The following is a 14563-nucleotide window of genomic DNA, read 5'->3' on the forward strand; positions in this document are numbered from 1 at the left end:
CTCCTTTTCTCCGATACACGGAAGAGGCGGAACGAAAGAAAACGAACCATTAGAATATACCATGAAATGATCAAATAGAAAAGTGATAACCGGCGAAGAGTGTCTAGCAGCTCGTCCGCGCAATAAAAGGGTGGAAAACGAAAATATTCGCTCTTCGAAAAACTTTTTATGAAATTCATCCTATTATTAACAGAAAATTCAGCCGTTTTCCAGTTGCTATATCAATAAAACAGGTAAAAAGGCACGAGTCTAAAGAATTAATTTGGTTTCTACAATGATGATTTAGAGTGTATTTCCAGTGTTTCTTAATGTTTATGCAGGTTAAGTAAAAAAAATGAGAAGAAGAATAGAGAAAGGACATGGATGAAATTTCCTGATATAAGATATATCGATATATATTTTTGTTTCATCAACATAATGGTTTTTATGTGTTTTGTAAGGGTTTTATTTATTTTGATGAATGAACAAATTATCTAAATATACTTAAGTGAACATTTCGAGACTATAAACTTTTGAAATGGGGTCGATATAGACTTTGACAGGAAATCTTCCATTGAAAGGATTGATAGTATATGACTGTACGAGCAAACAACCTCGTTCAGAACTGGTTTCCGAGTGAGGACGGAAATGCAGCAGAGCGTAAAGAACTCATCAAATTGATGGAGCAGATTGTTTCAGGGGTCGATCACCTGAAAGATCCGAACCGTGCACACCTAAAGGGTGAAAAGAATCGTGAGGAGGATTTTTACCAAAAGCTCACTGAAACAAGTCAAATTCCGTTGAACGGCCAACAAGCGGAACTTGTGAATGAAGAATTACTGAAGCTTTTACATAACCATCCTTACCACACAAAGTATTTCTTCACGAACATTTTGCCGATGGCAAGTACACCAGGAATTCTAGGCATGCTGACGGCGATGCTGGTAAATGGAAACAACCTATGGGATGTTTACGGACCAGCAGGAGCGGAAGCTGAGGTCAGAGTGGTCTCAATGATGTCTAAGCTCATCGGATATGATCCAAGTGTGAGCGGGGGATATACAACATGGGGAGGTCAAGGAGCCATTTTCTCAGGACTGCGTTTAGCGATTGCAAAAGCTGCGCCGGAGTCACTGCGAAAAGGTGTTCCACAAAACCTTTATGCGTTTTGTTCTGATGCGGCACATTACAGCTTATTTAAGTCAATGGAAGCAACAGGACTTGGCACAGACAACTTGATCAGAATTAAAACGAATAAAGATCATTCGATGGATATGGAAGATTTGCGTTGTCAAATGGAACGTGTTGCACAAAATGGCGGAATTCCCGTTTATATTGTCGCAACAACCGGAACAACAGATGCCATTGCAATTGATGATGTAAAAGGGGTACGTGAAACAGCGGAAGCCATTGCTGAGGAGTATGGTCTAAAGGTGCCGCATATTCATGCGGATTCAGCGCTCGGCGGATTCTTTGCTTTCTTTAATGGGTATGATCTAGCTGAAAACCCGCTGCAATTCTCAGACGGTGTTCTTCGTATGCTAAAAGAAATCAAAGCGAAATTCCAGCATCTTTCTCTTGCTGACACGATGTGCTTTGACTTTCAAAAGCTCGGCCAAACACCTTACACATCTAGTTTATTCTTAGTGAAAAACGCGGCAGACCTAAAGCGTTTAGATCTGGAAGAACAAGAGACACCATACGTTGGTCATAGAGGCTACGGCGAATACCATACAGGTTATACGCTGGAATGCTCAAGAATGGGAAGCTCGATCAGTATGCTGAGTGTGCTGTTAACGTTTGGAGTTGAAGGCTACCAGCGCTTGCTCGGTCAATTCTTAGAGGTGAACCTTGCCTTCAGAGAAGCACTCAGTCAAGAAATTCCGCAAGCAGAAGTCGTAAATGATGACAATGTCGGAATGGCTACATTATTTAGAATTTACCTAGACGGCTCACCGCGCTTTCAAGAAGAAATTTCAGGCGAAGCGACGGCAATGGAAATTGAGCGGAACAATGAATTGAACAAAATGCTGTTTGAAAAGCTTGGAGAAAAAAGAGACGAGATGTTCTTTGGTGATACAACGAAGTTTTTACTTGTAAATGCAAAAGAAGGACAAGAATTCTATCTAAGCGTTAGTAAGTTTTTTGTCATCTCACCTTATACGTTACCAGAGCATATCCCACATATCGTATCTTATTTAAAAGATGTGATCGCATCTGTTTGTGGACAATTTGAACATGTACATGCTTAAATCAAATCTGAGAGTGGAGATGTAGGAAAAAATGGCGAAACAAAGGAAATTTGGAGGATACACCATATCCTCTAAAATCATGTCAGTCGTTGTCGTAACATTACTCGCAACCGTTGCACTATTCGTTCTAACATTTTATCTAGTCAGCCAGGATTTATCATCCCAGTTATTAAAGCAATTTGATTATCGATTAACAACAGATGTTGATACAGCGAAGAAAGAGATCGATAATCTGGATGGGAACGTCCTTGGTATTAGCGGGAAAGATGACCCTCTTTATGTGGAGGTCAAAAAGAAATTCACAGAGCTTCAAAAAGATCATACGCTTGAGAACTTATACGTGCTATCTAATAAAGGCGGCAAAGAAAGAATTATTATATTAACCGGTGAAGAAAATGACTTTGATCAAGATTATGCCTTTTCAGATGAGATGAAACAAGCGCTCTCTGAAGATAAAATGGTCAAAAGTGATATTTATAAAGATTCATTTGGTACACATAAATCAGTCTTTTTGCCAATCAAGGATTCAGGCGGTGAACTGACAGGGATTTTAGGCATTGATTTAGATGCGTCTGTCGTGCCTCAAACAACGCAGAAGCTGATGATCTATATCACAGTGGCATCTGCTATTGTGCTCATCGGTGGATTACTCTTCTCATTCTTTATGGGAAGAAGAATTGCGAAACCAGCACGTTCCTTGATGGAATCAGCAAACCGAATTGCTGACGGTGATTTAACTGGTATGGTAGAGGTTGAAAGTAAAGACGAGATCGGCCAGCTTGCCGCATCCTTCCAAAAGATGCAGGGGCGGATCAAAGAGCTCATTTCGAAAATCTCACACTCATCTAGTGAAGTGTCGAAAATGTCTTCACAGCTTCGTACAGTGACGACCGAATCAAGTCAAAGTGCGCAGCAAGTATCAGAAGCTATGACGAATATGAGTGAAGGAATCAATGATTCTGTCGCAAATATTACGGATTGTACGACATCCGTTGCAGAGATCGATACTCAAATCGAAGGCGTCACAAAAGAAGTCGATGAAATGAAATCTGTTTCATCTGACGTACAAGAGCAGTCAGAATCTGGTCAAACATTAGTGAACCATGTGCTTGATCATCTGAATATGCTTCATGACAAGATGACCAACTCAAAGCATGCAGCAGAAGAATTACAATCTCATTCAACGGAGATTGAAAGTGTCATCTCAATTATTACAGACATTTCGGCCCAAACGAATCTGCTTGCACTGAATGCTTCAATTGAAGCGGCACGTGTTGGAGAAGAAGGAAAAGGCTTTGCTGTTGTGGCAGATGAGGTGCGCAAGTTAGCTGAGCAATCAGCGGATGCGGCTAAAACTGTTTCAGACCTCGTCATCGGCACACAGGAAAACAGTCAGCGCGTTCTTGAAAGCGTAGAGGAAAGCAGTAAAGCAGTGGAAGAGGGACGCGTACAAATGGAAGGCACGTCACAAAATTTCGCTTTGATTTACGACGGTGTGTCTCAATTTGCAACAAGAACGAACAATTTGCTTGCTTCTATTAAGCAAGTAGAACGAGCATATCAAACGATTTCTACATCGATTGAGCAAATTTCTGTTGTATCGGAAGAACATGCAGCCAGCTCTCAAGAAGTAGCGGCAGCAACAGAACAGCAAAGTGCTGGCATGCAGCAAATTTCAAGTGCGATTGAACAGCTCTCTGATATGTCAGAGGACTTAGCACATATGGTTTCTACTTTCAAAATCGACAATAAATAACGAGAAAGGGCTAAAATGATCTTGATTTTAGCCCTTTGTCTTATGTTCAGCGTAGCTGCTGCTGACTCTTGTGAGAGAGTCAGCTTTTTTGCTATGCTTAATCAAATCGTTTCAGACGAAAGGAGAACGCCATGGATTTTGCGCAGAGATTATCAGAAGAACGGATCAAAAAAGCGATGGATAACGGGGCTTTTGAAGGATTATCTGGCTTTGGCAAACCTCTACCTAAAGATGACGCTGCTCATGTGCCTGAAGAACTAAGAATGGGCTACCGGATGATGAAAAATGCTGGCTTTGCTGGGGAAGAAACAGCACTGAAAAAAGAACTCATGACCGTCAAAGACCTACTTCACTCCAGTATAGACGGAGAGGAAAGAAAAAAGCTTTCTCTCATATGTGAAGAAAAACAAAAACGACTGGATGAACTCACATCTAAGCGCCAAACTTTTGCTCGTCCAGCCTCCTCCTTTTATAAAAACAGGGTCTACGAAAAATTAACGGAGCATAAAAAAAGATGATGACACGCAGCCTCTCCTGAGCACATTGAGGGGGCTTTTTTATGAAAGCGCTACATTTTGTTGTTGACTACATGTATATACAAATATAAAATAATAATCAAACATGTATATACAAGTTTTTTGGTTCTTTTTTCTTATAAAAAACGATCTCGGAGGGGATAGCATGGCTGATTATCAGGCAGCAGCAGATCAGATTGTGAAAGCCATCGGCGGCAAAGAAAATATTGATCAAGCGACACATTGTGTGACAAGGCTGCGCTTTGTGCTGAAGGATGAAGGAAAGATTGATGAGAAAGCACTTGAACAAATAGAAGAAGTGAAGGGATCTTTCTCAGCGAACGGTCAATACCAAGTGGTGATCGGCCAAGGGATCGTCAATCGGGTATATGCCGAAATGGTGAAACAGACAGGGATTGGCGAAGCCTCAAAAGAGGACGTGAAGCGTGCCTCTGATCAAAAATTAAATCCATTGCAGCGTGCTGTGAAAACGCTTGCGGATATCTTTATTCCGATTCTTCCTGCCATCGTCACAGCCGGTTTATTAATGGGGATTAATAATATTTTAACAGCTCCTGATATTTTCTTTGATCAAAAATCGATAGTCGATGTGTATCCGGCATGGGCTGATTTAGCGAATATGATCAACTTGATTGCAGGCACTGCCTTCACATTCCTGCCCGCATTAATCGGCTGGTCAGCCGTGAAGCGGTTTGGGGGAAATCCGCTTTTAGGGATGGTCCTTGGACTCATGCTCGTACACCCGGACTTATTAAATGCGTGGGGCTATGGAGCGGCTGAAAAGTCCGGTGAGATTCCAGTCTGGAATTTGTTTGGACTTGAAGTGCAAAAGGTAGGGTATCAAGGACAGGTTCTTCCGATACTCGTCGCCTCGTATTTACTAGCGAAGCTCGAATTGTTTATCACAAAACGGACACCTGAAAGCATTCAGCTATTAGTGGTTGCACCGATTACGTTATTAGTTATTGGCTTTTTATCCTTTATCGTCATTGGACCTATTACATTTGCAATCGGCAACGTGTTAACATCTGGACTTGTCGCTGTATTCCAGCAGTTCGCAGCACTTGGTGGTCTATTATACGGCGGTTTGTATGCGGCGTTAGTCATTACTGGAATGCATCATACGTTCCTCGCTGTTGATATTCAATTGATTAATTCAAAACTGCACGGCACGTTTCTATGGCCGATGCTCGCACTGTCTAATATTGCACAAGGATCAGCCGCACTTGCGATGATGTTTGTTTTGAAAGATGAAAAGCAAAAGGGTCTCTCGCTCACATCAAGTATTTCTGCTTACTTAGGAATTACCGAACCAGCGATGTTTGGCGTCAACTTGCGCTACCGATTCCCATTTATTTTCGCACTCATTAGCTCTGGTTTAGCTGGTATGTTTATCGCCTCTCAAGGGGTGCTGGCAAGCTCAGTTGGTGTTGGGGGCATTCCGGGAATCTTCTCTATTATCCCGAAATATTGGGGCGCATTTGCGATAGGGATGGTCATTGTCCTCATCGTCCCATTCATCGGAACCCTTTTGTATGCAAAGCTGAAAAAGAAGAAAGATGTTTCACAAGAACTTAACTAGTGGTGGTGGATGAAATTGAAACAACAAACGAACGAACCGTGGTGGAAAAAAGCGGTGGTCTATCAAATTTATCCGAAGAGCTTTTTAGATACAACGGGCTCAGGTACAGGCGATATCAATGGTGTGACAAAAAAGCTCGATTATATCAAAGAGCTTGGGGCGGATTGTATTTGGCTCACGCCAATGTATGAGTCCCCGCAGTATGACAACGGCTATGATATTAGTGATTATACAAAAATCCATGACATGTACGGTACAATGGCAGATTTTGAACACATGCTGAAGGAAGCCCATGATCGAGGCATACGAGTCATCATGGATTTAGCCGTCAATCATACATCCATTTTCCATAAGTGGTTTCAAGCATCACGCGAGTCAAAGGATAATCCTTATCGAGATTATTATATTTGGAAGGAGCCCAAGGCGGACGGATCACCGCCGAATGATTGGCAGTCAAAATTCGGCGGTCCAGCCTGGGAGCTAGATGAAGAAACGGGAGAATATTATCTTCATTTATATGATGTCACCCAAGCGGATCTCAATTGGGAAAAGGATGAGGTGCGCAGGCAAGTATATGACATCATGCATTTTTGGTTTGAAAAAGGAATTGATGGATTCAGGCTGGATGTCATCAACAACATCTCAAAGGATCAACGCTTCTTAGATGACGCCGGACAATCTGTACAAGGAGACGGCCGGATGTATTATACGGATGGCCCAAGAATTCATGAGTTTCTGCACGAAATGAACCAAGAGGTTTTTTCGAAATATGACAGCATGACAGTTGGAGAAATGTCTTCAACGAATATTGCAGACTGCATTCGGTATACAAGACCGGATCGGCAGGAGCTGGATATGACGTTTAATTTTCATCATTTAAAGGTCGATTATCCAAACGGAGAAAAATGGGCCCTCGCACCATTTGATTTTCAGGAATTGAAGTCGATTCTGTCTGAGTGGCAGACGAAAATGCATGAGGGCGGCGGCTGGAATGCGCTCTTCTGGTGCAATCATGATCAGCCGCGTATCGTCTCAAGATACGGTGATGATGAAACATACCATCAGCAATCAGCGAAGATGCTGGCGACCACCATTCATCTCATGCAAGGGACTCCATATATTTATCAAGGGGAAGAGATTGGCATGAAGAATCCTCAGTTTGAGGACATCTCATCTTACCGCGATATCGAATCACTCAATATGTATGAAGTTATGCTTGAAAAAGGGAAATCAAAGGAAGAAGCGCTCGCCATTTTACAGGTCAAGTCAAGAGATAATGCGAGAACACCGATGCAATGGACCTCAGAAAAGAATGCAGGTTTTTCAAAAGGGACACCTTGGATTGAGCCAGCCAATAACGACATTTCGGTCGAAGCTTCGTTAAAGGACCCGTCGTCTATTTTCTATCATTATCAAGCCCTTTGCAGGCTGCGTAAAGAACTTGACGTGATCACATATGGAAGCTTCACCTTACTCTTAGCAGAAGATCCAAAGATTTTTGCTTATGTGAGAGAAAGCGGTGAGGAGAAGCTTCTTGTGATCAATCACTTTTATGCAGAAGAGACGGACTTTACGCTTCCTGATGAGCTTATGCAGGCTGTAGATGAGATGGAGGGGCAAGTGCTGTTATCCAATTATGAGGATGCACCGGCAGATATGAAGGGATTTACGTTGCGTCCATACGAGTCAATCGTTTATCATTTAACCAAACGCTAGAAAATGGGGCGGAGGGAAAATGAAAGAGAATAAGTTTCGAGTGATTTATGATCAGCTCGCAAAACGAATTGAACAAGGTGAATGGCAGGATAAAGGCATTCTGCCATCAGAGCATGAGCTGTCCTTGATGTATGACACATCCCGTGAGACGGTAAGAAAGGCATTAAATATCCTTGTGCAAAATGGCTATATCCAAAAAATCCGCGGCAAAGGCTCTGTCTTGCTGAATCGAGAGAAAATGCAATTCCCAGTCTCGGGTCTTGTCAGCTTTAAAGAACTTTCCCAAACGCTTGGCCGAAAGACCGTTACGACGGTTCACGAATTTGGTTTAATCAAACCGGATCAGTATATTCAGTCTCAGCTGAAAATTAATGGGCAGGAGGATGTCTGGGAAGTCATTCGATCTCGTAATATTAGCGGAGAAGAAGTGATTTTAGACAAGGATTACTTTTTGCAAAAGCATGTGTCGGTCTTGTCGAAGGACATATGCGAAGGATCCATCTACGAGTATATTGAAGGAGAGCTCGGTGTATCAATCAGCTATGCCCAAAAGGAATTTGTGGTAGAGCCATGTACAGAAGAGGACGCCAAGTATCTTGATTTGAACGGGTTTGATCATGTCGTCGTCGTGAAGAATTACGTGTTCTTAGAGGATACAAGTTTATTTCAATACACAGAAAGCCGTCACCGATTAGACCGCTTCAGATTCGTCGATTTTGCAAGAAGAGAAAAAGTGGACAGAGCATAGGCTCTGTCCTTTTCAGGTTTTGGGAGAAGTAGACGACGAATAGATCACCATTTTCAGGAGGAAAGATGATGAGATTAAATAGACCACTAAAATGAAGGGACTTAGAAATATTCAGCGTGATGAAAGATCATCAGATTTTATGTTATGTCATCATTGAAGATACGCGAAAACCGTTTACAGAAGAAGACATAAAGCTAGAGCCATTATGTTATATGGATGAAGAAGATATACAAGCGATTTTGAATGTTTTTCATATTTCCATTATCAATGATGAAAAATTAAGTGAAGAGGATTTAACGATGGTAAAAGGTTTTTTTGCTGATTTAGTAAATAATACGAACTTAACGAATTTTATTACGAAAGATTATGTTTTAAAGGATTTATATGATGTCGATGATGAAAATGACATGATGTTCTTTAATAGGATGCTTCGGCATATAGGGTCAGATGATGTGAAAGAATTTGACGACCGCAATTGGATCTATTTATCTCAAGATTGATATCTTATTCCAAAAAAAGAGGAAAAGGACAGAGCATGGGCACTGTCCTTTTCCTTTAGGATGATACATTTTTTCTTGTACGCTTGCGCTGGTAGTAATATAGGATACCGCCAGCAGAGAGCATGAGCACGCCAATCAGTACAGCTGTATACATCATTGTGGCTGTATTCGGCAATGTGCCGCCAGGAAGGCCTGTTCCATCTTGGTTTGGATCTGTACCCGTGCCTCCGCCTGGTGCTGTTGTTCCGCCGTCTCCGCCAGTTTGATCTGGCGTTGTTCCAGCTGCCCCGCTTTGGTTAAGGACCGTGTATTCGCTGAAGTGCTCAGTTTGACCTGATACGACTCCGTTTTCAAATGATCCATTACTAGTTTTGGTGTAACGATTTTTCTTGCGATCCACATAATATACACTAGGTTTTTTCGCCTTTTGAGGCTCGTCTAGTGTAAAGGATAGTGTGACAGGGTCTTTAAAGGTCGAAACCTTTTTCTTGTCTTGTTTGATTTGGAAATCATACGTATCCGTTAATGCGTTTTTCACTTTATCCGTCTTTGTCATCCATATATCTGCGCTTATCTCGGATAAATTTGAGAGCGGTAATGCGAGTCCCACTTTGTCATGATAGATGGTGACGTTTGGATCTTGCTCTCTTTTTTTCAGCTCGGCTACTTGCGCTTTTGATAGAGACAATTGAACGTTTTTCACTTTGCTTGCTTTGTCTAAATAGAGCAATGCTTTGTTTGTATGCTGTACATACGTTTGGAATTTCTTATCATCTTGAATGTCATAAGCGCCTTTTCCTTTCGCACGAGGAAGGAACACTTCTTTCACCCTGTGATCGATAACAGGCGAAATTTGACCGTCTGCCTTTTCAATTTGCTCTTTGAAAATTTCATAGTCGACATACCCTAAGTCTTCACCGTGAGAGGCTTCTGTAAAGACGCTGTAGCCGTCGCCACCTGTGCCAACAAATGCGTTTGTGGCTACGCGGTATGTTTTCTCATCATCAATGTTTGTCAGTTGACCTTTTTGATCTTTCAGTTTCACATCAATCAGTCTGCTTCCAGCTGGTTTACTGAGCGTAAACGTATATTCAATGCCGGCTACATGAGGGAATGCACCTCCGCCTTCCTCAATGCCTGACAGCCCCTGTTCAAGTGCTTTTTTAATTTGACTGCCTTTTAAATCTGCGACATAAAGCGTATTTCCGAAAGGCATCACCGTTAAAATATCACCTAACGTAATATCACCTTTTTCGATGCTTCCACGAATACCGCCGCCGTTTGTGATGGCAAGGTCAGCTCCAGCTGATTCTTGCGCTTTCTGCAGCATGCCGTCAGCAATAAAGTTCCCAAGATTCGTTTCCTTCGCACGGACATGCTCACGTTGACCGTCTAAAAGGACATCTGTATGGCCGACTTTTTCTGTTTTTAAATCTTGAATATCTGCTTTGTATCCATCAAGGATCGCTTTTGCCTCTGCATCTTCTTTGACAGAGTCATCGATGGGAATCAGGTCAAAAGAAGATTCTTTTGGCTGGATGACACCTTTTTTGTCAAAGGCTACGTCTACTTTTCCTAAAAATTGTCCGTAATCTTTCACTTGAGCAACGATCGTAGGTTCTTTTTTCTTGACGACCTTTAATTTTTCTACAAGTGTGTGCGTATGACCGCCAATGATTAAATCAATCCCATCGACTTTTTGAGCGAGCTCAAGATCACGGTTGTAGCCAATGTGTGTTAACGCAATGATTTTATTGATTTTTTCTTCTGTTTGAATGGTGTTGACTGTTTCTTTTGCTTTCTTGTACGCATCTTTAAATTGAATGTTAGGACCGCTGCTGGATGTAATGGCTGTGTCTTCAGTCGTTAAACCGAATACGGCCACCTTTTCACCGTTTACATCGAGCAGGATGTAAGGGTAAATCCCGGCTTCTTTTTTCTCACCAGCTTTAAATGAGGCTGGTTTTTTCACTAAGTCACTCAATTGTTTTTCCTTCGAGACATCCACGTTGGATGACACGACCGGGAATCGAGGCTTTTCAAATTGATGACGGTTTTTCGGATCGACATCTGATGCATCACCTGTCAGGAATTGACGGAGTACAGAAGGACCTTTGTCAAATTCATGATTACCAAACGTCATGGCATCGTATTTCATTAAGTTCATCAATTTCAGATCGGCAAGTCCTTGCCACTTTGTGAAGTACAGGTCACCAGAGAAGACATCTCCAGCGTCTAATAAAATATTGTTCTTATTTTCAGCACGGACTTCTTTGATCTTTGTTGCGCGTCTTGCCGCATCATCAAGGTGTGCGTGTGTATCGTTCGTATGCATCACTGTTAAATTCCAGTTGTCTGATGTAGGCGGTTCTGTTGTGCCATCGTCTTTAAAGGCTAGCTTATACACACCAAGACCATCTGTGCTTGCGTTACGAATAAAGTCTACGCTGCTTGATTCTTTAGCAAACGGTTTGGCTAAAAGAGAAGATTCAAAAGTGACTGTTGCGCCTTTGATCGGTGCGATAGACCAGTTTTGATCTGCACTTGGGTTGATCGTTTTTTGTTCGATAATATAATCCATTAGTACTTGACGGTTCTCATCTGCTGAGGCAAGCACCACTTTATCTTGCGTCAGATGAGGGAAGCCTCCGCCGCCAGAAGCACGATAGTTATTTGTTACGACTAAAAATTCTTGATTATCAGAGACGGTTTTCCCGTTGTAAGACAGGTTTTTGATGCGGTTGGCATTGGCGTTGAGAAGTGTGCCTGTTGTGCTGTATTTAGCAGGCTGCGTCACATCGACTTGGTATGTCACGCCATCAATTACATCAAAGTTATACGAGCGGTATTCCTCGTTTAAAATCGGCTGTTCTTTTGCATCGTTCGGTTTGATCTGATTAAACTGGCCAGCAGACATTTCTAACCAGTCTTTCACTTCACTGCCTTTCAGTTTCACAATCTGCACAGTGTTATCGTAAAGGTAGAGATCGCCGATATTCTTAATCGCTAAATCTCCTTTTGCGATATTTGTATAATAGTTTACACCGTTTCGGCCGCCTGCTTTAAACGGAGCACCTGCAGATAAAATCGGTAAATTTTTATACGATGTGTCCTTCATTTTTTCTTGTGCATACCATTTTTGGGCATCTGTCACAATTTGAATCGAAGGGTCATCCATCACTTGAGCGAAAAAGCTATTAATGTCTGCTTCTGTTTTGCCAACAGGCTTTCTCACGTAATCAAGTGTGTTTTGATGCGTTGTTTGAATGGCGTCTTTTACGGTACTGTTTTGAGATGATACTCCGGCAACAGATTCGATCTTGCCTGTTCCGTCTGTGACCTTCCAGTTGCTGCCGTCAGGCTCTAGTGTTAAATCAATGACCCCGAGGTAGCTGCCCCAGTTTTTTGACATGACGACTGGGATGCCGTTGATGGTTCCCTTTGAGACATTGAATTTGTCGACGCCGTTATATTCAGCGCTTGGGAATGTGCCATGCTGGTGGCCTGATACAATGGCATCGATGCCTTTTGTTTTCGTGGCAAGGTCAAAGATCATATTTTCTGATCCTTTAGGTGAAGCGGTTTTTTCAATTCCTGTATGAGCAAGAGCGACAATGACATCTGCGCCTTTCTCTTTCATTTCAGGAATGGTTTCATTGGCAGATTCGACGATGTCCTGCACTTGGACTTGTCCATCTAAATGCTTCTTATCCCACGTCATAATTTGTGGTGGAACGAATCCTATGTAACCAACTTTCACAGTTTGTGAGGCTCCGTTTGCATCTTTAAAGGTTTTATCTTGGATCACATAAGGTGTAAAACGGTGTTCTCCATTTAGCTTTTTGACGTTCGCATTAACAATCGGGAAGTTGGCGCCCGCAATGGTACCGTCAAGGAAGGATAATCCGTAGTTAAATTCATGATTGCCAAGTGTTCCTGCATCGTATTTTAGTTTGTTGAGTGTATGAATAATAGGGTGAACCTTTGTTTGATTGATGATGCTGTCTTTCTCATGTTTGTAAACGTATTCTCCAAGAGGGGTTCCTTGAATCAAGTCTCCGTTATCCACAAGGAGTGTATTTGGGTTTTGTGATCGGTGCTTGTCGATCAGCTCGGCTGTTTTTGCCAAACCAAATTCATTTGTTTCTTTGTCGCTGTAATAATCATAATTCATCATGTTCGCATGAACATCGGTTGTGGCTAAGATGCTGACCTTTACGGCTTTGCCGTTTTCTGTTTCTGCATGAGTAGGTACTGCTGGGAGAATGAGACTAATCATCATAATGGAAGTGAGCAGAATAGACAGGTTTTTCCTTCGTTTAGACCTATGTGCTTGCTTCTTCACCTGATCTCCGCCTTTCTAATTTTTTTGACCACAATACCTATTGTAGAAATGTTTCGTTAACTTTTGTAGTTATTTTTTGCAGATTATTGTAAAGATAACATAAATCATACGAATTACCTTGTTGAGGTAATGTGAATGAGTCTAAATGCTTATTTTTATCATAAGGGGTTTTCTGATAGGGATAGGATGTTTGATTTCTACATGCCCGGGTATAGTGTGTAGTGTAAACGATAATCAAGCAGGAGGGTTTCTACATGGGTAAGAAAATTGCAGTTGTATTAACAGATTACTTTGAGGATGTTGAATTCACCGAGCCTGCAAAAGCCTTTAAAGATGCAGGTCATGAGTTGACAGTCATTGAAAATGAAAAAGGAAAAACAGTGAAAGGGAAGCAAGGAGAGGCAGAAGTAAGAGTGGATGCGTCTATTGACAACGTGAAGCCTGAAGACTTCGATGCACTTCTCATTCCTGGCGGTTTCTCACCAGATATTCTGCGTGCAGATGATCGTTACGTCCAATTCACTAAAGCATTTATGGATGAGAAAAAACCAGTATTTGCAATCTGTCACGGACCGCAATTGCTCATTACAGCGAAGACGCTGGAAGGAAGAGGCGCGACTGGGTATAAATCCATCAAAGTCGATATGGAAAACGCAGGCGCTAAATTTAAAGACGAAGAAGTCGTCGTTTGTCAGGATCAGCTTGTGACAAGCCGTACACCTGATGACATTCCAGCCTTTAACCGTGAATCATTAAAACTGCTTGAGAAATAAACCGCAGTTGTAAAAGGATAAAAAAGCCAGCACCTTGCGGGGTGCTGGCTTTTTGTGTGCATGATGTAAGAAAACTGCGTGTAGACCATAAAAACAGTTTCCCTTTCGCACCATTATTTTCTTAAGTTTTTTAGCTCGCTTGCGATGGCTTGCATTTCACTTGGGCTGAATGAAGATTTTTTCATCACCATTTGGTGAAGAAATTCAATATCTTCGTATTTGTCTGGACTGAAGTCTTCTGCTTTGATGACTCCAATGTTCAGCATATTTAACTTTTGCGAAATGTCTTCAATCAGCTGATTGACTTCAGCCGCTTTTTGCTCTGACAAGGGCGGCACGTCCTTTCCTGCATATGTGTCGAATAATATATCTATTT

At 41.9% G+C, this 14563-nt stretch carries 10 protein-coding genes; 8 read left to right on the forward strand and 2 right to left on the reverse strand.

The genetic code is table 11. The annotated features are described in order from the left end of the window. Window positions 1–572 precede the first annotated feature (572 nt). From MKZ05_RS03960 to MKZ05_RS03990, 7 genes are all read left to right on the forward strand, one after another. Window positions 573–2231: a pyridoxal-dependent decarboxylase gene (locus tag MKZ05_RS03960; RefSeq protein ID WP_339161489.1), complete on the forward strand. Its 1659-nt coding sequence runs from the start codon at window positions 573–575 to the stop codon at window positions 2229–2231. Window positions 2232–2262: 31 nt separating this feature from the next. Continuing rightward, entirely contained in the window at window positions 2263–3987 is a 1725-nt protein-coding gene (locus MKZ05_RS03965) for a methyl-accepting chemotaxis protein (protein ID WP_106033230.1), read from the forward strand. 131 nt (window positions 3988–4118) lie between these two features. Continuing rightward, a complete protein-coding gene (locus MKZ05_RS03970) occupies window positions 4119–4505 on the forward strand; it encodes a DUF1992 domain-containing protein (protein WP_106030308.1) in 387 nt (128 codons plus the stop codon). A 163-nt stretch (window positions 4506–4668) separates the two neighbouring features. Continuing rightward, on the forward strand, window positions 4669–6105 hold the full coding sequence (gene treP / locus MKZ05_RS03975; RefSeq protein ID WP_106030309.1) for a PTS system trehalose-specific EIIBC component: 1437 nt from the start codon (window positions 4669–4671) through the stop codon (window positions 6103–6105). 15 nt (window positions 6106–6120) lie between these two features. After that, the gene (treC, locus tag MKZ05_RS03980; protein ID WP_282959911.1) at window positions 6121–7821 is read left to right on the forward strand and encodes an alpha,alpha-phosphotrehalase; all 1701 of its coding nucleotides are present in this window, start codon (window positions 6121–6123) and stop codon (window positions 7819–7821) included. A 19-nt stretch (window positions 7822–7840) separates the two neighbouring features. After that, complete coding sequence (treR, locus tag MKZ05_RS03985) at window positions 7841–8569, forward strand: trehalose operon repressor (RefSeq protein WP_044139741.1); 729 nt, start codon at window positions 7841–7843, stop codon at window positions 8567–8569. 119 nt (window positions 8570–8688) lie between these two features. After that, on the forward strand, window positions 8689–9069 hold the full coding sequence (locus MKZ05_RS03990; RefSeq protein ID WP_223251242.1) for a terpene synthase: 381 nt from the start codon (window positions 8689–8691) through the stop codon (window positions 9067–9069). A gap of 55 nt (window positions 9070–9124) precedes the next feature. Here the strand turns inward: MKZ05_RS03990 and MKZ05_RS03995 are convergent, their stop codons facing one another. Continuing rightward, the gene (locus MKZ05_RS03995; protein ID WP_339161496.1) at window positions 9125–13414 is read right to left on the reverse strand and encodes a multifunctional 2',3'-cyclic-nucleotide 2'-phosphodiesterase/3'-nucleotidase/5'-nucleotidase; all 4290 of its coding nucleotides are present in this window, start codon (window positions 13412–13414) and stop codon (window positions 9125–9127) included. 254 nt (window positions 13415–13668) lie between these two features. Here MKZ05_RS03995 and MKZ05_RS04000 point away from each other — a divergent pair, with 254 nt between their 5' ends. Beyond that, window positions 13669–14187: a type 1 glutamine amidotransferase domain-containing protein gene (locus MKZ05_RS04000; RefSeq protein WP_339161498.1), complete on the forward strand. Its 519-nt coding sequence runs from the start codon at window positions 13669–13671 to the stop codon at window positions 14185–14187. Window positions 14188–14300: 113 nt separating this feature from the next. On the opposite strand, the gene MKZ05_RS04005 is transcribed toward MKZ05_RS04000, so the two are convergent. Further along, the gene (locus tag MKZ05_RS04005) at window positions 14301–14516 is read right to left on the reverse strand and encodes a DUF1128 domain-containing protein (protein WP_003214000.1); all 216 of its coding nucleotides are present in this window, start codon (window positions 14514–14516) and stop codon (window positions 14301–14303) included. Window positions 14517–14563 lie beyond the last annotated feature (47 nt).

This window comes from Bacillus sp. FSL M8-0277, assembly GCF_037975305.1.
Lineage (GTDB): Bacteria > Bacillota > Bacilli > Bacillales > Bacillaceae > Bacillus > Bacillus pumilus.

Excerpts from the sequence above, each read along its gene's own strand:
- MKZ05_RS03960 (WP_339161489.1), top strand. The coding sequence starts at position 573 with ATGACTGTACGAGCAAACAACCTCGTTCAGAACTGGTTTCCGAGTGAG.
- MKZ05_RS03970 (WP_106030308.1), top strand. The coding sequence starts at position 4,119 with ATGGATTTTGCGCAGAGATTATCAGAAGAACGGATCAAAAAAGCGATG.
- MKZ05_RS03990 (WP_223251242.1), top strand. The coding sequence starts at position 8,689 with ATGAAAGATCATCAGATTTTATGTTATGTCATCATTGAAGATACGCGA.
- MKZ05_RS03965 (WP_106033230.1), top strand. The coding sequence starts at position 2,263 with ATGGCGAAACAAAGGAAATTTGGAGGATACACCATATCCTCTAAAATC.
- treP (WP_106030309.1), top strand. The coding sequence starts at position 4,669 with ATGGCTGATTATCAGGCAGCAGCAGATCAGATTGTGAAAGCCATCGGC.
- treR (WP_044139741.1), top strand. The coding sequence starts at position 7,841 with ATGAAAGAGAATAAGTTTCGAGTGATTTATGATCAGCTCGCAAAACGA.
- MKZ05_RS04000 (WP_339161498.1), top strand. The coding sequence starts at position 13,669 with ATGGGTAAGAAAATTGCAGTTGTATTAACAGATTACTTTGAGGATGTT.